This is a genomic window from Caballeronia fortuita, from assembly GCF_001544835.2.
Classification (GTDB): domain Bacteria; phylum Pseudomonadota; class Gammaproteobacteria; order Burkholderiales; family Burkholderiaceae; genus Caballeronia; species Caballeronia fortuita.
Genome location: NZ_FCNX02000004.1, coordinates 362,719 through 387,130, shown reverse-complemented (window position 1 = coordinate 387,130; position 24,412 = coordinate 362,719). Strand labels below are relative to the sequence as shown.

The 24,412-nt window shown below is 64.8% G+C and carries 20 protein-coding genes and 1 pseudogene; 11 read left to right on the top strand and 10 right to left on the bottom strand.

Annotation, left to right across the window (positions count from 1 at the left end):
- Positions 1–14: 14 nt before the first annotated feature.
- The 3 genes from AWB77_RS10830 to AWB77_RS10820 are packed head-to-tail and all read right to left on the bottom strand — an operon-like array spanning position 15 to position 2,608.
- Positions 15–1,013: an ABC transporter substrate-binding protein gene (locus tag AWB77_RS10830; protein ID WP_061134410.1), complete on the bottom strand. Its 999-nt coding sequence runs from the start codon at positions 1,011–1,013 to the stop codon at positions 15–17.
- 27 nt (positions 1,014–1,040) lie between these two features.
- Positions 1,041–1,745, bottom strand: coding sequence for an ABC transporter ATP-binding protein (locus AWB77_RS10825; RefSeq protein WP_061134409.1), 705 nt, complete (start codon positions 1,743–1,745; stop codon positions 1,041–1,043).
- Positions 1,742–2,608 carry an ABC transporter permease gene (locus AWB77_RS10820; RefSeq protein WP_082852632.1) on the bottom strand — a complete coding sequence of 289 codons (867 nt, stop codon included), beginning with the start codon at positions 2,606–2,608 and terminating at the stop codon, positions 1,742–1,744. The genes AWB77_RS10825 and AWB77_RS10820 overlap by 4 nt, the downstream gene beginning before the upstream one ends.
- A 213-nt stretch (positions 2,609–2,821) precedes the next feature.
- Between AWB77_RS10820 and AWB77_RS10815 the strand changes: the two genes are divergently transcribed.
- Positions 2,822–4,153 (top strand): LLM class flavin-dependent oxidoreductase, encoded by a 1,332-nt coding sequence (locus AWB77_RS10815; RefSeq protein ID WP_374728683.1) that lies wholly within the window; start codon positions 2,822–2,824, stop codon positions 4,151–4,153.
- 23 nt (positions 4,154–4,176) lie between these two features.
- Positions 4,177–4,770: a nitroreductase family protein gene (locus AWB77_RS10810; RefSeq protein ID WP_061134408.1), complete on the top strand. Its 594-nt coding sequence runs from the start codon at positions 4,177–4,179 to the stop codon at positions 4,768–4,770.
- A 3-nt stretch (positions 4,771–4,773) separates the two neighbouring features.
- On the opposite strand, the gene AWB77_RS10805 is transcribed toward AWB77_RS10810, so the two are convergent.
- A complete protein-coding gene (locus AWB77_RS10805; protein WP_061134407.1) occupies positions 4,774–6,957 on the bottom strand; it encodes a hybrid sensor histidine kinase/response regulator family protein in 2,184 nt (727 codons plus the stop codon).
- Positions 6,958–7,164: 207 nt separating this feature from the next.
- Here AWB77_RS10805 and AWB77_RS10795 point away from each other — a divergent pair, with 207 nt between their 5' ends.
- Positions 7,165–7,431: a YlcI/YnfO family protein gene (locus AWB77_RS10795; protein WP_061134405.1), complete on the top strand. Its 267-nt coding sequence runs from the start codon at positions 7,165–7,167 to the stop codon at positions 7,429–7,431.
- A gap of 12 nt (positions 7,432–7,443) precedes the next feature.
- Positions 7,444–8,421 carry an FkbO/Hyg5 family chorismatase gene (locus tag AWB77_RS10790; protein ID WP_061134470.1) on the top strand — a complete coding sequence of 326 codons (978 nt, stop codon included), beginning with the start codon at positions 7,444–7,446 and terminating at the stop codon, positions 8,419–8,421.
- On the opposite strand, the gene AWB77_RS10785 is transcribed toward AWB77_RS10790, so the two are convergent.
- Entirely contained in the window at positions 8,413–9,282 is an 870-nt protein-coding gene (locus AWB77_RS10785; protein WP_061134404.1) for a LysR family transcriptional regulator, read from the bottom strand. The genes AWB77_RS10790 and AWB77_RS10785 overlap by 9 nt on opposite strands.
- An 86-nt stretch (positions 9,283–9,368) precedes the next feature.
- On the opposite strand from AWB77_RS10785, the gene AWB77_RS10780 reads away from it, so the two are divergent.
- Positions 9,369–10,283, top strand: coding sequence for a DMT family transporter (locus AWB77_RS10780; protein WP_082852631.1), 915 nt, complete (start codon positions 9,369–9,371; stop codon positions 10,281–10,283).
- 10 nt (positions 10,284–10,293) lie between these two features.
- Here the strand turns inward: AWB77_RS10780 and AWB77_RS10775 are convergent, their stop codons facing one another.
- The gene (locus AWB77_RS10775; protein ID WP_061134403.1) at positions 10,294–11,199 is read right to left on the bottom strand and encodes a LysR family transcriptional regulator; all 906 of its coding nucleotides are present in this window, start codon (positions 11,197–11,199) and stop codon (positions 10,294–10,296) included.
- Positions 11,200–11,323: 124 nt separating this feature from the next.
- Here AWB77_RS10775 and AWB77_RS10770 point away from each other — a divergent pair, with 124 nt between their 5' ends.
- From AWB77_RS10770 to AWB77_RS10755, 4 genes are all read left to right on the top strand, one after another.
- Positions 11,324–13,453, top strand: a complete 2,130-nt coding sequence (locus AWB77_RS10770) for a 3-hydroxyacyl-CoA dehydrogenase NAD-binding domain-containing protein (RefSeq protein WP_061134402.1) — start codon at positions 11,324–11,326, stop codon at positions 13,451–13,453.
- 34 nt (positions 13,454–13,487) lie between these two features.
- Positions 13,488–14,663, top strand: a complete 1,176-nt coding sequence (locus tag AWB77_RS10765) for an acyl-CoA dehydrogenase family protein (protein WP_061134401.1) — start codon at positions 13,488–13,490, stop codon at positions 14,661–14,663.
- A 12-nt stretch (positions 14,664–14,675) separates the two neighbouring features.
- Positions 14,676–15,827, top strand: a complete 1,152-nt coding sequence (locus tag AWB77_RS10760) for an acyl-CoA dehydrogenase family protein (protein WP_061134400.1) — start codon at positions 14,676–14,678, stop codon at positions 15,825–15,827.
- Between the two features lie 84 nt (positions 15,828–15,911).
- Positions 15,912–17,435: a sensor domain-containing diguanylate cyclase gene (locus AWB77_RS10755; RefSeq protein ID WP_061134399.1), complete on the top strand. Its 1,524-nt coding sequence runs from the start codon at positions 15,912–15,914 to the stop codon at positions 17,433–17,435.
- Positions 17,436–17,445: 10 nt separating this feature from the next.
- Here AWB77_RS10755 and AWB77_RS10750 read toward each other — a convergent pair whose 3' ends face one another.
- The 3 genes from AWB77_RS10750 to AWB77_RS10740 all read right to left on the bottom strand — a co-directional run bounded on the left by AWB77_RS10750 (position 17,446) and on the right by AWB77_RS10740 (position 21,407).
- Positions 17,446–18,393, bottom strand: a complete 948-nt coding sequence (locus AWB77_RS10750; protein WP_061134398.1) for an amino acid ABC transporter substrate-binding protein — start codon at positions 18,391–18,393, stop codon at positions 17,446–17,448.
- Positions 18,394–18,405: 12 nt separating this feature from the next.
- Positions 18,406–19,710, bottom strand: coding sequence for a dicarboxylate/amino acid:cation symporter (locus tag AWB77_RS10745; protein ID WP_061134397.1), 1,305 nt, complete (start codon positions 19,708–19,710; stop codon positions 18,406–18,408).
- 164 nt (positions 19,711–19,874) lie between these two features.
- Positions 19,875–21,407 (bottom strand): complex I subunit 4 family protein, encoded by a 1,533-nt coding sequence (locus AWB77_RS10740; protein WP_061134396.1) that lies wholly within the window; start codon positions 21,405–21,407, stop codon positions 19,875–19,877.
- A gap of 349 nt (positions 21,408–21,756) precedes the next feature.
- On the opposite strand from AWB77_RS10740, the gene AWB77_RS10735 reads away from it, so the two are divergent.
- On the top strand, positions 21,757–22,005 hold the full coding sequence (locus AWB77_RS10735) for a hypothetical protein (protein WP_061134395.1): 249 nt from the start codon (positions 21,757–21,759) through the stop codon (positions 22,003–22,005).
- A gap of 7 nt (positions 22,006–22,012) precedes the next feature.
- On the opposite strand, the gene AWB77_RS10730 is transcribed toward AWB77_RS10735, so the two are convergent.
- Positions 22,013–23,365, bottom strand: a complete 1,353-nt coding sequence (locus AWB77_RS10730) for an NAD(P)/FAD-dependent oxidoreductase (protein WP_061134394.1) — start codon at positions 23,363–23,365, stop codon at positions 22,013–22,015.
- A gap of 112 nt (positions 23,366–23,477) precedes the next feature.
- Here AWB77_RS10730 and AWB77_RS10725 point away from each other — a divergent pair.
- Positions 23,478–24,395 (top strand): annotated as a pseudogene (locus tag AWB77_RS10725) (LysR family transcriptional regulator); the annotation flags it as partial.
- Positions 24,396–24,412: the final 17 nt, after the last annotated feature.

The window sequence follows — 24,412 nt, the reverse complement described above, 5'->3', positions numbered from 1 at the left end:
CTCCGATGATGAATTCAGCGATTGCCCGCTTCGATCTGCGCGGTGTAGCGATCGTCGACGACGCTCGAGAAATCGACGGCGCGCGGATAGAAGCCGATCTCGCCGAGCTTCTTCGTCGCCGCGACTTCGGCCTTATAGGGCGCGCCGTCGCGATTCACGGGAACGAGCCGGTATGCGCCGCTTTTCGCCGCGAACAGCGCCTGTTCCTGCGTGAGCTGCTGCGTCTTGACGTAGGCGGCGGCGGTTTCGGCGTCGTGCGTCGCGGCCCAGTTGAGATAGCGCGCAAGACGCGTCATGAAGTCGCCGATCGCCTCGTTCAGTTGCGGGTCTTTCAGCGCGGCCGTGCGCGCCGTCACTGATACGAAGCCTGGAAAGCCCACCTCGTTCTCCGTCGCGAGTTCGCGCACCGAGCCGTTCGCAAGCGCATCGGCGACGCGCGAGCGCGTGGCGGGCGCGGCATCGACGGCGCCCGCGACCACGGCCGGCGCGGTCGCGTCGTACGTGAGCAGGCGCAGCTTGATGTCCTTCACGGAGAGGCCCGCCTTGTCGAGCGCGAGCAGGCCCACCGCGTTCGCATTGCCGCCTTCGTTGTATGCATAGCTTTTGCCGCGCAGATCGGCGAGCTTCGTGATGCCCGAGTTCTTGCCCGCGATCACGAGCATCGGCGAATAGCGTTTACTGTCGACGGGCGCGAGCAGGCCGATCAGCTTGATCGGCGCGTTGTCGGCGGTCCAGTTGCGCCGGTCTTCCGACGATGCCTTCGGCGCGGCCGTGTCGCTCAATCCCCAGCTGATGTCGATGGCATTGCCGCCGAGCGCCTGCACGGTCGGCCCCGCACCGTTGAGCCGCGCCCATTCGATGCGATATGGCGTGTCCTTGAGAAAGCCGGTGGCCTCGATGGCTTCGCGCGTCACGTCCTGGAAGATGCCGACACGCAAGACGGTTTGCGCGGCGTGGGCCGTGGACGTCGCGAACATGGCGGCGCTGAAGAGAGCGGTAAAGAGCGAACGCATGGATCGATGGATGGAGTTGGAAAGAGATCAGGCGGCCACGGCGCGCGGCACGCCGAGTTCGGCATAGAGACGCTCGCGCAAGGCGTCGGTATCGGCATCGCGTTCGTTCGCGCATACGTTCACGTCGAGCGTGAGACGGCCGTCGCGCAAGACGACGATGCGATCCGCGAGACGCAGCGCTTCGTCGACGTCATGCGTGACGAGCAGCACGCCTGGCCCATGCCGCGCGACGAGCTGGCGCACGAGGTCCTGCATGCGCAGGCGCGTGAGCGCATCGAGCGCGGCGAAGGGCTCGTCGAGCAGCAGCAGCGCGGGATCGCGGATCAGCGCGCGTGCAAGTGCGACGCGTTGCGCTTCGCCGCCCGAGAGCGTCGCGGGCCATGCATCGACATGACGCGTGAGTCCGACTTCGGCGAGCGTCGCGCGCGCGAGTTCGCGCGTGCGCGGCGTGCGCGCCACGCCCATCAGCACGTTCTGCCAGACGCGCTGCGACGGAATCAGACGCGGTTCCTGGAACACGGCGGCGCGCGGCGTCGCGACATAGCCGACGCCCGAATCGAGCGAGTCGAGATCGAGCAGCGTGCGCAGGAGCGTCGTCTTGCCGGAACCGGATGCGCCGAGCAGCGCGACGAATTCGCGCCGTCGTATTTCCAGATCGAGATGCTCGAAGATGACGCGCTCGCCGAAGCGCTTGCCCGCGTCCTGGATCGATACAGCGAGTTGATCGTTCATGTGCGCCGCTCCGTCGCGAGCGTGCGATGCCACGGCAGGACGATGCGTTCGGCGGCGCGCAGCAGGGCATCGATCGTGAGGCCGAGCAGCGAGTAGACGAGCACGACGCCAAGGATGATGTCGGTGCGCAGCGCGGCGCGCGGATTCAGCGCGAGATAGCCGATGCCCGATGTCGCGTTGACCTGTTCGGCGGCGACGAGCGCGAGCAGCGCGGTGCCCATCGCATAGCGCACGCCGACGAGTATCGACGGCATCGCGAGCGGCAGCACGATGCGCAGCGCGATCGCCGCGCGCGACATGCCGAAGACCTGCGCCGCCTCGACGAGCTTCGCATCGACATGACGCACGCCGGAGAACGTGTTGAGGTAGACGGGAAACACGCACGCGATCGCGATGAGCAGGATCTTCGGCTTCTCGTCGACGCCGAACCAGATCACGAAGAGCGGGATCAGCGCGAGAAAGGGAATCATGCGCAGCATCTGCAACAGCGCGTCGTACGTGCGTTCGCCGATGCGCGACAGCCCCGCGACGAGCCCAAGCGACAAGCCGATGCCGCCACCGATCAGAAAGCCCGCCACCGCGCGTTGCAGCGACGCGGCGAGGCTGTCCCACAACACGCCGCTGCGCGCGAGATCGACGAGCGCGGCGGCGACATCGAGCGGCGCTTCGAGCACGCGTGGATCGATCCACCCCGCGGACGAAGCGAATTGCCAGACGAGCAGCAGCACGACTGGAAAGACGACGCGCGTGAGTTCGACGGGTGCGATGCGGCGCGTGCCGCCGGTGCCGCGCGATGCGAATACGCGCAGGCTCGCATGCGCGGGGCGGCGTGAAGAGGTATCGAGAGCGGGCGTGGTCGACATGAAGCGAAGCGTGACGATGAAAGGAAGCCATCTTCGTCTCGCGTGCCTGCAACAGAAACCGATCATTTCGCGGATGCTATTGATCGATTCGATGCTTTGGTTAGCAGCGTAAATTGGTTCCTCGCCGCGAGCGCGTCTTCTATGCTTGATCGTTGGCATATCCGGCGGCACATCGCGCACATGAGCAGGCACCTTCATTTCAACGCATTCCACATGAACGCTCCCGCGCATTCTTGGGCGGGTTTCTGGCGGCATCCGCGAGACCGCTCGACGGAGCACAACACGCTCGCTTACTGGGTCGATCTCGCGCGGACGGCCGAGCGCGGTCTCTTCGACGGCGTCTTTCTCGCCGATGTCTTCGGCATCTACGATGTCTACGGCGGCAACAGCGACGCCACGCTGCATGCGGCCGCGCAATCGCCGTCCCACGATCCGATGCTGACCGTGCCCGCGATGGCCTATGCAACGCAGCATCTCGGCTTCGGCGTGACGGCCAATCTCACGTATGAACATCCGTATCAGTTCGCGCGGCGCTTCTCGACGCTCGATCATCTGACAGGCGGGCGCGCGGGATGGAACGTCGTCACGGGTTATCTGGAAAGCGCGGCGCGCGGCATGGGCTTCGACCACGCGCGCGAGCACGACGAACGCTATGAAGCGGGCGAAGACTTTCTGGAAGCCGTCTACAAGCTGTGGGAAGGAAGCTGGGCCGATGGCGCGCTCGTGCGCGACAAACGCGCGGGCCGGTACACCGATCCGTCGCGCGTTCGCCGTGTGCGGCACGAAGGACCGTACTATCGCGTCGACGGTTTCAATCTCGCCGATCCATCGCCGCAACGCACGCCGGTTCTGTATCAAGCGGGCGCGTCGGGACGCGGCAAGGCGTTCGCGGGCAAGCATGCCGAATGCGTGTTTCTCGAAGGACAGACGCCCGCGATCGTCGCGCAAGCCGCGCGCGACATTCGCCGCCATGCGGTCGACGCGGGCCGCGCCGCCGACGACATCCTGCTGTATCTCGGTGCAACGGTCATCGTCACGCGCACGGCGAACGAAGCGCGCGAGCTGCACGCCGAGTATGCGGAGTACGTCGATACGCTCGGGCAGCTCACGCTCGTTTCGGGCTGGACGGGCATCGATTTCGCGGCGCTCGATATCGACGAGCCGATTCGTTATGTGAAAAGCAACGCGCTGCAATCGACGGTCGAGAATCTCACGAAGCGCGCGGGCCGGCCGATCACGCCGCGCGACATGGCGCGCTTCGATCAGATCGGCGGGCGCGGGCCGTTCATCGTCGGCGATGCGCACGAGGTCGCGGATCAGCTCATCGCATGGGCCGATGAAACCGGCGTCGACGGCTTCAATCTGCGCAGACTCGTGATGCCGGAAAGCCTGCAATCGTTCGTCGATCTCGTCGTGCCCGAGTTGCAGAGCCGCGGGCGTTATCGCACCGCGTATGCGCAGGGCACGCTGCGCGAGAAGCTCTTCGACGGGCGCGGGCCGCATCTGAACGCCACGCATCCGGGCGCGCGTCATCGCATTTCATGACTTCATATTCCTTCGATTCATCCATGACACATCGACCTGCTCCCACCGATATCGCCATTCATCCGCTGATCGCCGGACGATGGAGTCCGCGCGCGTATGCGGATCGCGATATCTCGCATGCGCAGGTGCTCGCGTTGCTCGAAGCGGCGCGCTGGGCGCCATCGGCGTATAACGTGCAGCCCTGGCGCTTCGTCGTGTTCGAGAAGGCGCGCGATCCCGAAGCCTTCGCGCGTGCGTTCGCGTTGCTCGTGCCTTTCAATCGATCGTGGAACGAGAACGCGCAAGTGCTGATCGCGGTGCTCGCCGACACGCTCGACGCGAAAGGCGCGGCCAACCCGAGCGCGGCCTACGACGCAGGTGCCGCCGCGATGGCGCTGTTGCTTCAAGCGCATGCGCAAGGACTCGCCGCGCACGCGATGGGCGGATTCGATGCACAGGGCCTGAAACAGGCGTTCGCGATTCCCGAGCGGTTCGCGGCGCTGTCCGTGATTTCGGTCGCGCATCATGGCGATGCGCGCGCATTGCCCGCTTCATTGGCCGAGCGCGAGCTTGCGCCCCGCGCGCGTCTTTCGCTCGATGAGATCGCGCAGTTCGGCGGATGGAGCGATGCGGGCTGAACGCTATTTGCCCGGACGCACCGAAAGACTGTTGAGCAGCCTTTGTAGATCGTCGATGTTGAAGGGCTTCGCGAGAATCGCAAAGCCCGTGCGGCGCGCTTCATCGAGCTGATCGGCATAGCCTGTCATCAACGTGACGGGCTGCGTGGGGCGCGTCGACTTGATCCATTCCGCGAGCTTGATGCCGTCGCATTGGCCTGGCATCTGGATGTCGGAGAGCACGAGATCGAAGTCGTTGCCGGCTTCGAGCAACTGCTTTGCGGCATCGCCGGAAGATGCGTGGCGCGCGCGCCAGCCGAGCACGTCGAGCACCGCGCATAAGCCCGCCGCGACTTCGTCGTTGTCTTCGACGAGCAGCACGGTGGACGAGGGTGCATCGCGCACGATGGTCTCGACAGGCGGCGTATCGGCGGGCGCGTCGGCTGCGCCCGTCCAGTGCGGCAGATAGATGTCGATGGTCGTGCCGAAGCCCAACGCGGAATTGGCGCGCGCGGTGCCGCCCGCCTGCTCCGCCATCGCGAGCACTTGCGCAAGCCCGAGGCCGGTGCCCGCGCCCGCGCTCTTCGTCGTGAAGAGCGGTTCGAACGCCTGACGCGCAACGTCGGGCCGCATGCCGATGCCGCTGTCCTTGCATGAGATCAGCACGTATTCGCCTGGCGCGAGACCTTCGCGTGCATCGGCATGGCGCACGTTGCTGCAATCGATGCGAAAGTCGCCGCCGTGCGGCATCGCATCCTTCGCATTCACGGCGATGTTGATGAGCGCGGAGGTGAGTTCCGTCGCATCGACGCGCACGGGCCACGTCGCATCGGATACGCGCGTGCCGAGCGTGACCTTCTCGCCGACCGATGCGCGCACGAGCGGCTCCGATTCCGTCATCCATCGATCGAGACGAATCACCTGCATCTGCAAAGGCTGACGGCGCGCGACGCTCATCAGCCGGCGCGCGAGCGATTGCGCATTGCGCGATGCGCGCTCGACCGCGCTTACTTCCTTTTCGAGGCCGTTGAAGCCCTTGCGACGCGCCATCTCCATGTTCGACGTGACGACCATCAGCAGATTGTTGAAGTCGTGCGCAACGCTCGCGACCAGATTGCCGAGCGCGCCCATTCGTTGCAGTCGCCGCGTGGCCGCGACGGCGGAACGGCGCAGCGCGAGTTCGCCGCGCCAACTATGCCACGCGGCTTCTTCGGCCTTCAGGCGCCGCAGCGTAAAGCCGATCAGCAGCCACAATGCGATGCACGGAATCAGCCCGATCGAGCCGATCGACACGTCGCGCCGCCACCATGCGAGGCGCACGTCGTGAAGCGAAAAGCCGACGGCGGCGTAGACGGGATAGTCGCCGACGCGCCGCCACGCCGCGATCTTTTCGTCGTTGTCGAGCGGGGACACGTAGCGCATGATGCCGGTGCGTTCGCCTTGCGCGAAAGCCGTGGCGAGCACCGAATGCCGATCGGGCGCATTGGGCGCGCTCGGAGGATAGCGCGCGAGCACGGCGCCGTCGTCGCGATGCAGCGCGAGCGTGAGCGTGGGATCGCTTGCAATGAGTTCGCGAAAGAAGTCGATCAGAAAGTCGCGCCGCACCGCGATCGATATCGCGCCGAGAAAGCGCCCGTCCTTTGCATAGCGCGCGCTCAGCGTATTGACGATGTCCGTGTTGTTCACGCGTCCGCGTTCGGGCGTGGAGACGTGAAAGATTGCGTGCGCGTCGCGAGCCGCGATGAAATCGGCGCGATCGGCGACCGACACATTCGGCGCGGGAAAATAGCGGCTGCTGAGCACGAGGCGGCCGCGGCTGTCGAGCACCGAGAGCGCGGCGATCTGCGCATGATCCTGCGCGAGACGTGCAAGTCTTTCGTGCAGATCGGACTCGCTGCGCGCGATGAAATCGGCGTCGCCGCTGCCGAGCATGTCGTCGATACGCGAAATCAACTCGCGATTGATGCCGAAAACTGCGTTCGCTTTCTCATCGACGACGCGCACGAGACGCACCAGCGCATCGCTCGTCTCGGCGAGCGCGCGTCCGTAAGTGTAGTAACCGTACAGGCAAAAAAATGCGAACGGAATGACGATCGACGCAACGAGCGCAGCGAAGAGCCGCCTGCGCGCGGCGCGAAAGTCGAGCGGAGGCAGCGAAGGCAACGACTCTGCGGTGCCTGATGCGGCGTGTTCTTCCGATTCATTCATGGCGCGGTGCCACGCGTACGCGAGCGCCGGCGCGGGCCTCGCCGGAAAGGTGCAAAACGCTCGTTTCGATGGTAGCACGCAGGTCTTCGCAAGCCGCGCACGATCGTGCATGGACGGCTGCGCGAGTCGCCGCGCAATCGGGCTGTGGTATAAGCACCGCATGCACGCGCCGCTTGCGGCGCGCAACGAACGTGACAGGAGCATGCAGTGAGAAGGACCGCCGAAAACAAGCTGAAGGTGGTCGCGGTGCGGGTCGATCCACAATTCGAACAACGGCTGCGACTCCTGGCGGAAGTAACGGGGCGCAAGCAATCGTTCTTCCTCCAGCAGATGATCGAGAACGGCATTGCCGCGATGGAAGAGACGTGGCTGCCGCCGGACGTGCTCGAACAGGTGAAGAGCGGCGCATTGCCGCCTTTGCAGCAGGACCGGACCGCGACCGCGGATCTCTTCGGCGATCAGGACGATGAATAGCCGATGCGCGCGATGATCGGATCCCGGTTCATCGGTTGCGACGCTGAAGCCGGCGCCAACGCGCTCGCGCGTGTCGTCTTCGGCGCGACGAGCGGGCCGGCGCGCATCGAACACGGTGTGCCGACGCTGCATCTCGCGATGTCGGACGATGCGCGCGACGCCTTCGCCGAAATCTGGACGAGCGCCGGACCTGTGAGCAGCGGACGCTTCAAGGATCTCGTCTTCGCGCACGACGACGCGTTTCTCTTTTGCGCGGGCAACATTGCGTCATCCGCGCACTACACCGATGCCACGCGCGAGGCTTACGGCGATGCGTTTGCGCTCGTCGAACAGCTCGGTTTTCCGAAGATATTCCGCATGTGGAATTTCATCGCGCATATCAACGGTGCGAATGGCGAAGGGCTCGAGGTGTATCGCGATTTCTGCCGTGGACGCGCGCTCGCGTTCGAGCAGGCTTACGCGGAAGCCTTCGGCATGCCGGCCGCGACGGGCATCGGCACGCGAGGCGAGGGCGTCGGCTTCTATTTTCTGGCGTGCCGCAACGCGTCGCCGCGTCACATCGAGAACTCGCGTCAGACGCCCGCGTATGCGTATCCGCAGCGCTATGGTCCGAAGCCGCCGAGCTTCGCGCGCGGCACCTTGTTGCGCGACGCGCTGTTCGTGTCGGGCACGGCCAGCATCCTCGGACACGAAACGATGCACGAAGGCGATCTCGATGCGCAATGGCGCGTCGCGACCGGCAACATCGCGCATCTGATCGGCGCGGACAATCTACGGGCGCAGGGCGCGCATGATGGGTTTGCGCTGCACGATCTCGATCAGATCAAGGTCTATTACCGGCATTTCGCGGATTTGCCGCGCGTGAAGGACCTGGCGCGCGCGGCGTTTCATCGCGATGCGAATATCCGCTTCCTGCACGCCGATATCTGCCGTGCCGACCTGCTCGTCGAGATCGAAGGCATCGCGTCACATCGGCATCGATCAGACTGATGCCGATTGCCTGAGCGTCTTCACGAGCAGGCTATGCAGGCTGTCCACCGCTTTCGAGCCGCGCGAGTCGCGGCTGCGATAGACGGCGACTTCCATCGGTTCGAGCGGCCCGAGGCCTTCATCGCTGCCGAGCACGTGCAGATACTCCGGCGCGCTGCATTGCGTCAGCGCGGCGACCGCCAGCCCGCTTTCGACAGCGGCAATCTGCCCCGCCAGACTCGAACTGTTGTAGACCACCTTGTATCTGCGCCCCTGTTGCGCGAGCGAATGAATCGCGCTGCGCCGCGCGAGGCTCGTGCTTTCATAGACGGCGATGGGCAGCGGATCGCGTCGCCATAGCTCGAATTGCGTTGCGCCGACCCAGACCATCGGCTCATGGAACAGAAGCGTGCCGCGCCGGCCGTGATCGCGCGAGACGAGCGCGATATCGAGTTCGTTATTCGCGATGCGCGGAATCAGCGACGTCGATTGCTCGCAGATCAACTCAATCTCGACGCCGCTATGCCGTGGCGCAAAGCGCCTGAGCACGGGCGTCAAATATTTCGCCGCGTAGTCGTCGGGCACGCCGAGGCGTACGCGGCCCGTGAGATGGTCGCCTTGCAGCGCGACCTGCGCTTCTGCGTGCAGATCGAGGATGCGCCGCGCATAGCCGAGCAGCGTCCGGCCGTCGTGCGTGAGTTCGAGCGTGCGCGAGCCGCGTTCGATGAGACGCAGCCCCAGCGCGCTTTCGAGCTTCTTCAACTGCATGCTCACCGCCGATTGCGAGCGATGCACCTCGCCCGCCGCGCTCGACAGCGAACCCGCGTCGACGACGGCGACGAAGCACTTGAGCCAGTCCATTTGCAGATCGTTTTGTTTCATCGTTCGAATACTGCTTTCGAAAATCGAATGGATGAGCTTCGAATTATGCGCTTTTCGTCCGGTCCGTCGCGGCACACGCTGGCCGCATGAACACGAACACTTCCATCAATCAAGTCGCCACGCGCGATGAAACGCGGTACGCGCCGGGCGCGTTGCCCTTTCTGCTCGGCTGCACGCTGCTCGGCACGATCGGCGTCTTTCTGCATGAAGCGAAGGCCGATCCGCTGACCGCGACATGGTTTCGCTGCGCGTTCGGCCTCATTGGCATGAGTGCGTGGCTGATCGCGCGTCGGCAGATAAGCTTCTTGCGCGTGACGCGAGCGCAGGCGCCGCGCGTGCTGGCCGCCGGCGTGCTGATGGTGGCGAGCTGGGCGCTCTTCTTCGGCGCGATCGAACGCATGTCGACGGGTGTCGCGATCGTGTTGTTCCACGTTCAGCCGATGTGGGTGCTCGTGTTCGCGGCGCTGTGGCTCAAGGAAGCGATCGGTGCCCAGCGCATCGTCGCGGTATCGGTGGCGATGGGCGGGCTCGTGCTCGCGACGGGCATCGCCGAGCATACGGCGGGCGGCGCTTCGCAGGCAGGGTACTGGCTCGGCGTGACCGCGTGTCTCGCGGGATCGCTCTGCATGGCGGGCGTGACGCTCATCGCGAAAGGGTTGCATGCGCTGCCCGCCGGCGTGCTCGCGTGGTGGCAATGCGCGATCGGCACGTCGTTGCTGTTTTTCTGGCCGATGCAGCACGGCTGGCCCGCATGGGGCATGTCGTGGGCGTGGCTCGGGGGCCTCGGGCTGATCCACACGGGCCTCGCGTACACGCTGATGTATATCGGCGTGGCGCGGCTCGATACCGCGCGCGTCGCACTGTTCCAGTTCGTCTATCCGGCGGTGGCGATCGTCATCGACTGGCTGGTGTTCGACGAGCGCCTGAGCGGCGTGCAGATGGCGGGCATCGCGTTGATGTCGGCGGCGATCTGGTTTGCGGAGCGCAGACGCAAGGCGTAACGAGGGCGCTCTAACGCCGGCCACGCCCCGCCATGTGCGCGCGGTCGAGCATGAAGTCGATGAACGCGAGCGTCGCGCGCGTGTGATGCCGGTTCGGCATGTACAGCATATACATGTGCGTGCCGAAGATGCTGAGACGCCATTCGTCGAGCGCCGTGACGACCGCGCCGCGCTTCATGTCCTCCGACACGACGTAATCCGGCACGATGCCGACGCCCAGACCCGCGAGAATCGCATCGCGCAGAAAGAGAAAGTTCTCGGAGATGAGGCTCGGTTCGAGAAGCACTTCGTGACGCTCGTCGTCGAGATAGGCGGCGACGCGCGTCTGTTTGCCGACGACCGTCGCGGTAATTACCGGCACGACGCGCAGTTCTTCGAGCTTCGTTGGCATGCCGTGGACATCGGCATAAGCGGACGATGCGCACGCTACGTAACGCACCGGCCCCATGTCGCGCGCGACGAGACTCGGCGGCGGCTCGGGCATCACGCGCACGGCGATATCGATTTCGTCGCGCATCAAATCTTCCACGCGATTTTCGAACATCACGTCGAGCACGATATCCGGGTATTCGCGCTTGAACGCAATCAGCCATTCCGACATCACGAGCTGCCCGTAACCGCTCGGCACCGACAGACGCACGCGCCCTTGCAGCCGTTGCCCGAGCGTCGACACGGATTCCTGCGCGGCGAGCAGCGCGTTGCGGATGGAAAGGCCGTGTTCGTAGAGCTTGAGGCCGAGTTCGGTCGGTTCGACGCGGCGCGTGGTCCGCCGCACGAGCTGCAAGCCGACGGATTTTTCGAGCTGATTCAGGTGATAGCTGACATTGGCGCGGCTCATCTTGAGGCGTCGCGCGGCTTCGCTCAGATTGCCAGCATCGAGAATTTCGACCAGCAGCGTGAGTTCGTTGACGTCCACATCGGCTCGATTGTCAAAGGTGATTTGACAGTCTGTCAATCGGTGCTGTGATTGTCAAGGAAGCCTGTCCCCGCGAAAATGCTTTCACGCCAAACTGAAAATATCGACTCAGGAGACTTCGCCCATGACGCTTTCGAGCGCGCCCGACGCAGCAGCCACCGTCCAACATGCATCGCGCGGCGGCGTCCTCGTCGTGACGATCGACCATGCGCCCGTGAACGCGATCGATGGCGCCGTGCGGCGCGGTCTCATCGACGCGATCGAAGCCGCCGATGCCGATGCGTCCGTGCGCGCGGTGCTGATCGTCGGCGCCGGGCGCAACTTCATCGCGGGCGCGGATATCCGCGAGTTCGGCAAGCCTGCCGTGCCGCCGTCGCTGCCGGAGGTGTGCAATCGCATCGAGGCGTGCGGCAAGCCCGTTGTCGCGGCGATTCACGGCGCGGCGCTCGGCGGCGGGCTGGAAGTCGCGCTCGCGTCGCATTACCGGATCGCGGTCGAGGGCGCGAAGCTCGGCCTGCCCGAAGTGCAACTGGGCCTCTTGCCCGGCGCGGGCGGCACGCAGCGCACGGCGCGGCTGATCGGCGCACGAGCGGCGCTTTCGTTGATGCTGAGCGGACGTCATGCCGGCGCTCAGGAAGCGCTGCGCCTCGGACTCGTCGATCGCGTCGGCCAGAGCGATGACGTGTTCGCCGAAGGACTCGCTTACGCGCACGAACTGATCGCGACGAAGGCCGCGCCGCGCCGCACGAAGCACGCGCGCGGACTCGCGGACAAGGAGGCTGGCGCAGCCGCCATCGCCGCAGCGCGCGCCGAAACGCAGAAGAAGTCGCGCGGATTGCTGTCGCCGTTGAAGATCGTCGATTGCGTGGAAGCGGCGCTCCAGCTTCCGTTCGATGAAGGCTTGCGGTTCGAGCGCGAACGATTCGTCGAATGCCGCGAAAGCCCGCAGCGCGCGGGTCTCGTGCATGCGTTCTTCGCCGAGCGCGAAACGCAGAAGTCGCCCGAAACGCGCGTTGCGCAACCGCGCGCGCTGAACACGATCGGCGTGATCGGCGGCGGCACGATGGGCGCTGGCATCGCCGTCGCGCTGCTCGATTCGGGCCTCGCGGTGAAGATGATCGAGCGCGACGAGGCATCGCTCGAGCGCGGGCGGGCGCACATCGAAAAGGTCTACGACGCGCTGATCGCGAAAGAGCGCATCACGCACGAAACGAAGGAGCGGGCGCTGAGCCGCTTCGAAGGTGCGACGAATTACGATGCGCTCGCCGATGCCGACCTCGTCATCGAAGCCGTGTTCGAGGACATGGAGGTGAAGAAGGCCGTGTTCGCGCAACTCGATCGCGTCTGCAAGCCGGGCGCCGTGCTCGCGACCAACACGTCCTATCTCGACATCGACGAAATCGCGGCCAGCATCTCGCGCCCGCAAGACGTGCTCGGGCTGCACTTCTTTTCGCCCGCGAACATCATGAAACTGCTCGAAGTGGTCGTGCCCCCGCGCGTCTTGCCCGATGTCGTCGCGACCGGTTTCGAGCTCGCGAAGAAGCTGAAGAAGGTCGCAGTGCGCGCTGGAGTGTGCGACGGTTTCATCGGCAATCGCATGCTCGCGGTGTATCGCGCGGCGGCGGATCAACTTATGGAAGATGGCGCATCGCCGTATCAGATCGACCGCGCCGTGCGCGACTTCGGCTTTCCGATGGGACCGTATCAGGTCATCGATCTCGCGGGCGGCGATATCGGCTGGGCAGCAAGAAAGCGCCGCGCCGCGACGCGCGATCCGGATGCGCGCTATGTGCGTATCGGCGATATGTTGTGCGAGCGCGGCTGGTTCGGCCAGAAGACGGGACGCGGCTACTATCGTTACGACGATGGCGCGCGCATCGGCCAGCCCGATGCCGAAGTCGAAGCGATCATCGAAGCCGAGCGCAAGCGCGCGGGCGTCGAACCGCGTACATTCAGCGATGAGCAGATCGTGCGCCGCTATCTCGCCGCGATGATCAACGAAGGCGCGAACATCGTGCACGAAGGCATCGCGCAGCGTCCGCTCGATGTCGATGCCACGTTGATGCACGGCTTCGGTTTTCCGCGTCATCGCGGCGGCCCGATGCATTACGCCGATACGGTGGGCCTCGCCAACGTGCTCGCCGATATCCGCGCATTCGCGAAGGACGATCCGCTCTTCTGGCGCGCATCGCCGTTGCTCGTCGATCTCGTCGAACGCGGCGCGGATTTCGCAAGCCTGAACCGGACGGCTTGAAGCAGGCTTTGATTCTCTTCATGGAACCGCAGTCATGGACCTCAAATTCACCGCAGACGAAGAAGCGTTTCGCGCCGACGTGCTCGCGTTTCTGCGCACGTCGCTTCCTGAACATGTCGCGCAAAAGGCACGCACGGGCGAGCGCCTGACGCGCGACGACATGGCGCAATGGCACGGCATACTCAACGCGAAAGGCTGGCTCGCGAACCACTGGCCGAAGGAATACGGCGGCCCTGGCTGGAGCGCGGTGCAGCGGTTCATCTTCGAGAACGAATGCGCTATTGCGGGCGCGCCGCGCATCGTGCCGTTCGGCGTGAACATGCTTGCGCCGGTGCTCATCAAATACGGCAGCGATGCGCAGAAGCGTCACTGGCTGCCGCGTATTCTCGATGGCGCCGACTGGTGGTGCCAGGGTTATTCGGAACCGGGCGCGGGATCCGATCTCGCTGCGGTGCGGACATCGGCGGTGCGGGGTATCGACGATGAAGGTGAGCACTACATCGTCAACGGACAGAAGACGTGGACCACGCTTGCGCACTATGCGAACATGATCTTCTGCCTCGTGCGCACGTCGCAGGAAGCACGCAAGCAGGAGGGCATCAGTTTTCTGCTCATCGACATGAACACGCCGGGCGTCGAAGTGAGGCCCATCGTCACGCTCGACGGCGAGCACGAAGTCAACGAAGTCTTCTTCACGGATGTGCGCGTGCCCGCGGCGAATCTCGTCGGCGAAGAGAACAAGGGCTGGACCTACGCGAAGTATCTGCTGACCTACGAGCGCACGAATATCGCGGGCGTGGGCTTTTCGGTCGCGGCGCTGCAACGGCTGAAGGCGGCGGCGGCCGAGGCGCGATGCAATGGCCGCGCGCTCATCGACGATCCGCTGTTCGCCGCGCGGCTCGCCCGTGTCGAGATCGATCTGGAGAACATGAAGACGACGAATCTGCGCGTGCTCGCGGCGGTCGCGGGCGGCGGCGCGCCGGGTGCGGAAAGCTCGATGCTGAAGATTCGCGGCACGGAGATTCGTCAGGAAATCTCGTCGCTGATGCGTCGCGCGATGGGGCCACATGCGATGCAGTCGGTGGACAGTCAGGATGGCGAAGTATCGAACGCGGCGGCGCAGTATTTCAACAACCGCAAGCTGTCGATCTTCGGCGGCTCCAACGAAATACAGAAGAACATCATCGCGAAGATGATGCTTGGACTCTAAAGGAAGCGCACGATGGATTTCCAGCATACGGAAGACCGGCGGATGCTCGCGGATTCGCTGAACCGCTTCATCGTCGAGCAATATGGATTCGATGCGCGCAACAAGATCGCGCGATCGCAGGAAGGCTTCAGCCGCGACATGTGGCGGCGCTTTTGCGAGCTTGGCATTATCGGCGCGTTCTTCGATGACTCCGTCGGCGGCTTCGGCGGCGATGGCTTCGATGTCTCCGTCGTGTTCGAAGCGCTCGGGCGCGGGCTCGTCGTCGAACCGTTTCTCGATGCGCTGATCGTTGGGCGCGCGCTCGCGCATGCGGGCGACGAGAAGCAGCGCGCGCTCATTGCGAAGATGATCGAGGGCGATGTCATCGCGGCGTTCGCGCACGACGAACCGGGCTCGCACTACGAGCTTGCACGCGTGAACACGCGCGCCGCGCGGCACGGCGACGGCTGGACGCTCAATGGCGTGAAGAGCGTCGTGCGGCAGGGCGAACATGCGGACGTGCTGCTCGTGTCGGCGCGCACGTCGGGCGGCGAAGATGACGAGGCGGGCATGTCGCTCTTCATCGTTGCACGCGATGCGCAAGGCGTGAACGTGCGCGGTCATCGGAGGATCGATGGCGGACGTGTGGCGGACGTGTCTTTCGATGACGTGACGCTCGATGCCGATGCGCTCGTCGGCAACGAAGGCGATGCATACGCGACGCTCACGCATGCGATCGGCTACGGGCTCGTCGCGCTCGCGTCGGAAGCCGTGGGCGCGATGGATGTTGCGAAAGAGCACACGCTCGAATATCTGCGCACGCGTAAGCAGTTCGGCATGCCGATCGGCGCGTTCCAGGCGCTGCAGCATCGCATGGCCGATGTGCTGCTGGAAATCGAGCAGGCGCGTTCGGCCGCGATCAATGCGGCGGCGGCGGTTGGTGAAGCGGGCATCGAGCGTGAGCGTGCGTTGTCGGCGGCGAAGTATTCGATTGGGCACATCGGCGCGCGCGTCGCGGAAGAGTCGATCCAGATGCATGGCGGCATCGGCATGACGTGGGAATTGCCGCTGGCTCACTATGCGAAGCGGCTCGTGATGATCGATCATCAACTCGGGGATGAGGATCATCATCTTGCGCGGTATGTTGCCCTGGCACGCCCCATCACCCCCAACTCATACAAATAGGAGAGAATATCGCGCTAGCTCGCTGACCGAGGACCGTGCAGAGCAAAGACAACTCGCGAGCCAGATTTCCGGGACTTCCAAATAGTGGCCACCGAAAATATCTACAACCCGAGTGTCAGAATCCCTCCGCCGGCGCGTGCGCAATCGTCGACGCCCAATGTCATCGTGCTGTGCGGCACCCTCATCGCGCTCGTCATGGTGGCGCTGTGCGCGCTGGTGCTCTATCAGGCGAGGCTCGATGCGCTCGACCGCGCACGCGACACGTCGCGCAATCTCGCGCTGCTCGCCGAACGCGACATCGAACGTAATTTCGAGTTGTACGAGCTGTCATTGCAGGCCGTCGTGGAAGGCGTGCAGCGCGACGATGTGATCGGCCTGCCGCCGCAGTTGCGCAACGACGTGCTGTTCGATCGCGCAGCGACCGCCCGCGATCTAGGCTCGATCCTCGTGCTCGATGAGAGCGGCAAGATCGTCATCGATTCGGGCAGCCTCGAACCGCGACCGGGCAACTTCGCGGATCGGAGCTACTTCACCGTTCAGCGCGACAACCCCAATGCGGGGCTTTACATCAGCGGTCCTTACGCGTCGCGGCTGCGCGGGGGCGCGCTCAGCATCGCGCTCTCGCGCAGGCTCTCGCATCCCGACGGCTCGTTCGCGGGCGTCGCGATGCTCGCCATCAACCTCGAATACTTTCGCAATCTTTTCGCGGGGCTTTCGCTCGGGCCGCACGGCGCCGTGTCGCTCATCAGTCACGACGGCCTCATGATCATGCGCCAGCCTTTCGATGCGCACGTCATCGGCCGCGACATCAGCCACGCCGATACCTTCAAACATTTCCGCGCGGCGGAGCAGGGCAGTTTCAGCGAGACATCGTCGATCGACGGCCGGCGCAGGCTCTATTATTTCCGCAACTTTCCGAACCTGCCGCTCATCATCATGGTGGCCGAAGGGGAAGAGGATATCTACGCGGCGTGGCGGCATCGCGCGATCATCATCGGCTCGTCGATGGGCGTGCTCGCGATCGGCTTCATCGCGCTGTCGTTTGTGCTCGCCGCGCAATTCAGGCGGCGCATGCGCGCGGAGTCTGAACTGCAATTGCTCGCGCGCACCGACGGTCTCACGGGCCTGCACAACCGCCGCACGCTCGGCGAAATTCTCGATCAGGAATGGCGCCGCGCGCGCCGCACGCGCAGCCTCTTTTCGCTGCTGTTCGTCGATATCGACCGCTTCAAGGCCTTCAACGACGCCTACGGTCATCAGGCCGGCGACGATGCGCTCGCGGCGGTCGCGCGCTGCATCGGCGACAACATCCGGCGGCCCGCCGACACGGCCGCGCGCTATGGTGGCGAGGAATTCGTCGTCGTGCTGCCCGACACCCCAGCCGACGGCGCCGCGAAAATCGCGGAGAAGATTCGCGCGGCCATCAGCGATCTGTCGATCGAGCACGCGGGCAGCGAATTCGGCCGCGTCACGGCGAGCATCGGCCTTGCAAGCTGGCGGCCCGAACGCGATGACGACGTGAGCGCGCTCATCCGCGCCGCCGACGAAGCGCTCTACGACGCGAAAGCGCGTGGCCGCAACCGCGTCATGCCGGCAAGCTCCGTCTGAAAGCGCGCGCTCACTGCGCCTCGCCGCCCGCCATCGATTCGATGATGCTTTCGAGTTGCGCGCTCATCGGCATGTCGAGGCTCGTGCCCGATGGCAGACGTTGCAGGAACCAGCGCTTGTATTGCCGCTCGATCTCGCCATCGGCGGCGAGTTCCTGGAACGTGTCCTTCACCACTTGCGCGAGCTGCGGATCGTTCTTGCGATACATGATGCCGTAGGGGTCGTACGACAGATAATCGCCGATCACCTGATACGCGCCGCCCTTCGACGCGTTCTCCGCAATGAGGCCGTACAGCAGCACGTCGTCGGTGGCGAAGGCATCGGCCTGTCCGTTCGCCACCCGCGCGAAGCCTTCCGCATGGTCCGGCACCACCTGCAACTGCATGCCGAGGCCGAACTTCTTGTCGAGCTCGCGCAACGCCCTCTCGTTCGTCGTGCCCGCCGTCACCGCGACTTTCTTGCCTGCGAGATCGCGAAACGAGCGGATCGGCGAGCCTTGTTTGACCATCACCTTCGTTCCGGCGACGAAGAATATCGGCGAGAAGGCCACGCGTTTCTGCCGCTCGAGGTTGCTCGTGGTCGATCCGCATTCGAGATCGACGCGGCCATCGACGAGCGCATCGATGCGATTCTCCGGCGTCACGGGCACCCAGCGGATGCTCAGGTTTCTGTGCACCGCGTTGCCGATCGCGGCGGCGAGCGACTTGCACAATTCGATCGAATAGCCGATGGGTTTCTTGCGCGCGTCGAGATACGAAAACGGCACCGAAGCATCGCGATAGCCAAGCGCGATCGTGCCCGTGTCGCGCACCTTCGCGAGCGTGCCGGTAAGCGTCGCGGGCGCGTAGGCGTCGGCGTTCTGCGGCGGCGTGGGTGCATCGTCGGCCGCGCGCGCGGTCGATGCAAAGGCGATGACGCCGGCCACGGCCAGCGCCGCCAGGAAGTGCAGCGTCTTCATGGCTCGCCTCCGTCAGACTTCGGCGGGATGCGCGATCGAGGCTTCCTGTTCGGCCTCGATGCGCGCCGCGTTCGCCGCCGCCTCCGATTCCGGCAGCAGTTCGCCTTCCCACTTCGCGACCACTGCGCTCGCGATCGAGTTGCCGACCGCGTTCGTCGCGGAGCGTCCCATGTCGAGGAACGTATCGACGCCGAGTATCAGCAGCAGGCCGGCTTCGGGAATGTTGAAGTGATTGAGCGTGGCCGCGATCACGACGAGCGATGCGCGCGGCACGCCCGCCATGCCCTTCGACGTCAGCATGAGGATCAGCAGCATCGTGATCTGCGTGCTGATCGGCAGATGGATGTTGTATGCCTGCGCGATGAAGAGCGTCGCGAAGGTGCAGTACATCATCGAGCCGTCGAGGTTGAACGAGTAACCCATCGGCATCACGAAGCTGGAGATCTTGCGCTTCACGCCGAAGCGGTCAAGCGCGTCGAGGATCTTCGGATACGCCGCTTCGGAACTCGCGGTCGCGAACGACAGCATGAACGCTTCCTTGATGAGCGACAGCAGCCTGAACACGCGCCTGCGCAGGAACACGAAGCCCGCGAGCACGAGCAGGCCCCACAGCAGAAAGAGGCTCACGTAGAAATCGGCCATGAAGACGGCGAATTTCAGCAAAATGGTGAGCCCGTTGACCGCGACGGTGGCGGCCATCGCGGCGAGCACCGCAAGGGGCGCGAGTTTCATCACGTAGCCGGTAATCTTGAGCATCACGTGCGAGAGCTGATCGATCGCGGCGAGCAGAATCTTGCCGCGTTCGCCGAGCGCGGCGAGCGCGACGCCGAAGAACATCGAGAACACGACGATCTGCAGGATCTCGTTGTTGGCCATCGCTTCGGCGAACGAGCGCGGCACCATGTGGCTCACGAAATCCTTCAACGTGAACTTCGACGTGGCGAGATTCGCCGACGCGCCGATATCCGGCAGCGGCAGCCCGAGGTTGTCGCCGGGCTTGAGCAGATTCGACATCAGCAGGCCGAGCAGCAGCGAGATGAGCGACGCGGTCAGGAACCAGCCGAGCGCCTTGGCGAACACGCGCCCGACCGAGGCGGCGTCGCCCATGTGCGCGATGCCGACGACGAGCGTGGAGAACACGAGCGGCCCGATCAGCATCTTGATGAGGCGCAGGAAGACGTCGGATACGAGTGAGATGTAGCCGGCGATCTCGGTGGCGGTTTTCTTGTCGGGGAAGCTCGTGAAGATCATGTAGCCGACGCCGATACCGATGATCATCGCGGCGAGAATCCAGATGGCTGCGGAATTCTTCTTCATGTCCAGGCCTCCATTGACTGCGAATCGTACGATTGCAATTTCAAATTCGGATGGAACGGGCGCGCAAAACGAAAGCGGCGCCGTTCAGTATAGAGCGGCGCCGCGGCAGCATGTGTCCGCGAACACCGGAAATGTTAGCGGCGTCCTACGAGTTCTGCCGGAGATCAGCCCGGCGTGCGCTCTGAAGCGGCGTCGCGGCGCGCGTTGTAGGACGGCGCGCTGGCGTCGTCCGGCAGCGTCGAGCTTTGTACCGCGGAGAGCAGGCTTTCGACGGACGGGCCCATCGCGTCCGTGAACGTCTTCGGATGCACGCCGATGCCGAGCACGAGCACGGCCATCGCGCCGAACAGCACGAGTTCGCGCTTGCCGAGATCGCGCAGGCCCGCCACGCGCTCGTTCTTCACCGCGCCGAAGATCACGCGCTTGACCATCCAGAGCGTGTAGGCCGCGCTCAGGATCAGCGACGTCGCAGCCGCCGCGCCGATCCAGAAGTTCAGGCGGATTGCGCCCATCAGCACCAGAAATTCGCCGACGAAACCCGACGTGCCCGGCAGGCCGACGTTGGCCATCGAGAACAGCATCGCGCAGACGGCGAAGCGGGGCATCGTGTTGGCGACGCCGCCGTAGGCATCGATCGAGCCGTTTTTGGTGCGCTCGACGAGCACGCCGGTGCACAGCAGCATCGCGCCGGACACGATGCCGTACGACAGCATCTGCACGACCGCGCCTTCGGTGCCGAGGCGGTCGAAAGTGAAGAGGCCGAGCGTCACGAGACCCATGTGCGCCACCGCCGAATACGCGAGCAGCTTGCGCATGTCGGTTTGCGCGAGCGCGACGAGGCTGCCGTAGATCACGGCGACGAGCGCGAGCGCGATCATCGCCGGGGCGAAGAAGTGCGCGGCATCGGGCACGATCGGCAACACGTAGCGCAGCATGCCGTAGCCGCCGATCTTCAGCATGCCGAGCAGCACTGCCGCGCCCGTCGGGCCTTCCGAGTTCACGTCGGGCAGCCACGTATGCACCGGCCACATCGGCACCTTGACCGAGAAAGCCGCGAGCAGGCAGATGAAGACGACGATCTGCGGCGTGAAGCCAAGCTTGAGCTGACGCCATGCGTCGATGTCGAAGGTATGGGCCTGCGTCCACAGATAGATCAGCGCGGCCAGCATTGCAAGCGAGCCGAGCAGCGAGAAAAAGAAGAAGCGAATGGCCGCGTACACGCGCCGCTCGCCGCCCCACGTGCCGATCAGCAGATACAGCGGAATCAGCGACGCCTCGAAGAACACGAAGAACAGCATGCCGTCGAGCGATGCGAACACGCCCTGCATGCACCCCGAGAGCACGAGAAACGCGCCGTAGTACTGCGCGACCTGCTTCGTGACCGACTTCCACGACGCGACGAAGATAATGAGCGTCGTCACGGCGGTCAGCACGGTGAACCACAGCGAAATGCCGTCGACACCCAGGTGGTAAGAGATGCCGAACTGCGGCAGCCATTCGACGCGCTCGACGAACTGCATCGCGCCCGACGCGGCATCGAAGCGCGACAGCAGCGGCACGACCGGCAGCAGGCCGAGCACCGCGCCGAACAGGGCGACGGCGCGCGAGAGCGTGGCCGACGCGCTGAACGTCAGCACGAAAATGCCCGACACGACGGGAATCCAGATGAGAAAGCTGAGAACTGACGGCAGGTGCATGGGCTTGGTCGAAATCAGACGCAAAGCGCGGCCATCGCGCGAACGGTTATTCGCGAAACGGGCGCGGTGACAGTGGAATGTAAGGCGGGAAGAGTGCGCGGGGCGTGCTCGCGGGTGCGCAGTCTGGGCGTATTCCTAAGGGTTAACGAGCATACCCTAAAAGAAAAGATTTTTGTGCGTTGCGGCGTATCAAATTCATTGCGCCGAACGGGCTTGACAGTGTTGCCGATCCCCGCATGGATCGGCGCTTTGGCGGGCGCGGCGTCGAAAAAACCGTGCGTTCGCTCCGGGGTTGCCCTGATTTGCCCGGAGCCGCGCGGCCCTTAGCCTAGAACGCAAGGAGACAAGCATGAAGAGAACATTCAAGGCCGTCGTAATCGCGCTCGTTGCTTATCTCGTCGCCGATCGCGCCATGCTACACGCGCAGGGACGCGACATCGCCGCGTCGTCGTGTGCGCAGAGCGCGGCGCAGGTCGAGTTCGACGCGCTCGGCAAGGGCTTCAGCCAGGCTGCCGCGAGCAGCCAGCGCGACGCGTTCAGATCGCAATGCCTCGTGTCCGGCCGCACGCAGTCCGGCGAAGCCGTCGCGATGCGCTGAGTTCGCGTCAGTTCAGCTTTACCGTCGGCCGCACGCGTTCGCGCAGCCATTGGCTCGCAGCGTACATTGCCGCGCGCTTCACGCCGGTGAGCCCCATGATGTGCCGGCGATACAGATGCCGGTAGCACGAGGCCGCGAACCATCCGTCGATGAACAGCGGCCGGCGCAGAAGCTCGCTCATCAGCGCGCCCGCCGCGCCCGCGCGCCCGAACGATATCAGCGTGCCTTGATCGCGATAAGCGAAGCGCGGCACGGCGCGATCGTCGAGGCGGCGTGCCAGGGCATCGGCGAGATAGACGGCTTGCTGCCACGCGGCCTGCGCGCGCGGCGGTACGAGCGCATCGCCTTTCGATGCGGGGCACGCGGCGCAATCGCCCATCGCGTAGATGCCTGAGCCGGGTTCGATCTGCAAGGTTGCATCGACGATCACTTGTCCGAGCCGGTTCAGCGGCAAGCCCGCGAGCGTGCGCAGCACGGGCGGACCTTCGACGCCCGCGGCCCAGATCGTGATGTCGCTCGCGAGCGTCTCGCCGTCCGCCGTCGACACGGCATTCGCATCGACCGAACGCACGCGGCAACCGAGCCGCACTTCCACGCCGAGTCCCGCGAGCACGTCCTGAGCGCGCGTCGAAATGCGCTCGGGCAGCGCGGGCAGCACGTGCGGCGCGCCTTCGAGCAGACGGATGCGGATGTCGCGCGCCGGATCGAGCGATGCGAGGTGATAGTCGCGCAGCATTTCCGCCGAGCCGCGCAACGCCGCCGCCAGTTCGACGCCCGTCGCACCGCCGCCGATCACCGTCACCGAAACGGGCGCGCTCGCCGCGCCGGGCGCCGCCTGCCGCGCGCGGCTCGAACGCAGCAGGCTCGACAAGAGACGCCGCCTGAACGTCTCCGCCTGCTCCACGGTTTCCAGCGTCAGCGCATGCTGCTCCGCGCCCGGAATCGAAAAGAAGTTCGTCACGCTGCCGAGCGCGAGCACGAGCGTATCGAATGCGAGCGTGCGCTTCGGCAACAGCGGGCGGCCGTCACTATCGGTCGTCTCGCCGATGACGATTTCCCGTCGGCCGCGATCGATGTTCGCGAGCGCACCTTGTTCGAAGCGGAAGTGATTCCACTTCGCGTGCGCGGCGTAATCGATCTGATGGCTCGACGCATCGATCTGTCCTGAAGCGACTTCGTGCAGAAGCGGCTTCCAGAAGTGCGTCGGAAAGCGGTCGACGAGAATCACGTCCGCGCGCTTGCGCTTGCCGGCGCTGTTGCCGAGACGCGTCGCGAGTTCGAGACCGGCTGCGCCGCCGCCCACGATGACGATGCGATGGGGCGAATCCACCTGGCGCCGTGCATAAGAATTCAACATCATGGCTCTCCCGGAAGTGCTGTCTGAATGCTTGACTACCTCGTCGGAAAAAATATAAGGTCGCGAAAACATTTGCGCTATTTAGTATTTATCGCCGACTCATAAGTTTTCACTAATGTTAAAGACGACGACCTTCCGTCAATTGCGCACGCTGCAGACCGTCGCGCGCGTGGGCAGCATTTCGGGCGCGGCCGATGAACTGCATCTCACGCAGCCGGCCGTGTCGCTGCAGATTTCGCTCTTGGGCGAGGCGGCGGGCACGCCGCTCTTGCGCCGCGTCGGCCGCGAAGTGCAGCTCACGGCCGCGGGCGAAGTGATGGCGCGCTATGCGAACGAAATTCTGAGCCTGTGGAACGAGGCTGGCGAAGAGGTTGCGGCATTGCGCGGCGAACTGGGTGGCACGTTGCGCATCGGTGCGATCACGACGGCGGAATATCTCGTGCCGCCGCTGCTCGTGCGCTTCACGAAGGAACGGCCTGGCGTGAAGCTGCAATTTCGCATCGGCAATCGCGATGACATCGTGCGCATGCTCGCGACGAACGAGATCGATCTCGCGATCATGGGCCGGCAGCCGCGCGAATTGCGTACGAGCGCCGCCGCGTTCGCGAAGCATCCGATGGCGTTCGTCGCCGCGCCGTCGCATCCGTTGATGCGCGCGAAGCGTCTCGATCTGACCGATGTCGAAGCGGCGAATCTGCTCGTGAGAGAGCGCGGCTCGGGCACACGCGTCGCGATCGAAGGGCTTTTCAAGGAAGCGGGATTGAAGCTGCATGCTGCATCGGAGCTATCGAGCAACGAGGCGATCAAGCAGCTCGTCGAAGCGGGGCTCGGCGTCGCGTTTCTATCACTGCATGCGTGCGCGCTCGAGATGCAGGCCGGTCTGCTCGCGACATTGCCCGTGCCGGCGACGCCGATAGAACGCGCGTGGCATGTCGTGCATATGTCGGAGCGCAGGCTGCCTCAGGTCGCGAATGCGTTCAGGGAGTTCTTGATGCAGTCGGGCGCGGCTGTCGCGGGGTTGACCGCGCCGCCGGAGACGCCCAAGGCGCG

Bases quoted from the DNA above. Each gene is read 5' to 3' on its own strand.
- AWB77_RS10830 (WP_061134410.1), bottom strand. From the start codon at position 1,013: ATGCGTTCGCTCTTTACCGCTCTCTTCAGCGCCGCCATGTTCGCGACG.
- AWB77_RS10820 (WP_082852632.1), bottom strand. From the start codon at position 2,608: ATGTCGACCACGCCCGCTCTCGATACCTCTTCACGCCGCCCCGCGCAT.
- AWB77_RS10790 (WP_061134470.1), top strand. From the start codon at position 7,444: ATGATCGGATCCCGGTTCATCGGTTGCGACGCTGAAGCCGGCGCCAAC.
- AWB77_RS10745 (WP_061134397.1), bottom strand. From the start codon at position 19,710: ATGAAGAAGAATTCCGCAGCCATCTGGATTCTCGCCGCGATGATCATC.
- AWB77_RS10730 (WP_061134394.1), bottom strand. From the start codon at position 23,365: ATGATGTTGAATTCTTATGCACGGCGCCAGGTGGATTCGCCCCATCGC.
- AWB77_RS10750 (WP_061134398.1), bottom strand. From the start codon at position 18,393: ATGAAGACGCTGCACTTCCTGGCGGCGCTGGCCGTGGCCGGCGTCATC.
- AWB77_RS10825 (WP_061134409.1), bottom strand. From the start codon at position 1,745: ATGAACGATCAACTCGCTGTATCGATCCAGGACGCGGGCAAGCGCTTC.
- AWB77_RS10780 (WP_082852631.1), top strand. From the start codon at position 9,369: ATGAACACGAACACTTCCATCAATCAAGTCGCCACGCGCGATGAAACG.
- AWB77_RS10735 (WP_061134395.1), top strand. From the start codon at position 21,757: ATGAAGAGAACATTCAAGGCCGTCGTAATCGCGCTCGTTGCTTATCTC.
- AWB77_RS10760 (WP_061134400.1), top strand. From the start codon at position 14,676: ATGGATTTCCAGCATACGGAAGACCGGCGGATGCTCGCGGATTCGCTG.
- AWB77_RS10810 (WP_061134408.1), top strand. From the start codon at position 4,177: ATGACACATCGACCTGCTCCCACCGATATCGCCATTCATCCGCTGATC.
- AWB77_RS10805 (WP_061134407.1), bottom strand. From the start codon at position 6,957: ATGAATGAATCGGAAGAACACGCCGCATCAGGCACCGCAGAGTCGTTG.
- AWB77_RS10770 (WP_061134402.1), top strand. From the start codon at position 11,324: ATGACGCTTTCGAGCGCGCCCGACGCAGCAGCCACCGTCCAACATGCA.
- AWB77_RS10785 (WP_061134404.1), bottom strand. From the start codon at position 9,282: ATGAAACAAAACGATCTGCAAATGGACTGGCTCAAGTGCTTCGTCGCC.
- AWB77_RS10815 (WP_374728683.1), top strand. From the start codon at position 2,822: ATGAACGCTCCCGCGCATTCTTGGGCGGGTTTCTGGCGGCATCCGCGA.
- AWB77_RS10765 (WP_061134401.1), top strand. From the start codon at position 13,488: ATGGACCTCAAATTCACCGCAGACGAAGAAGCGTTTCGCGCCGACGTG.
- AWB77_RS10740 (WP_061134396.1), bottom strand. From the start codon at position 21,407: ATGCACCTGCCGTCAGTTCTCAGCTTTCTCATCTGGATTCCCGTCGTG.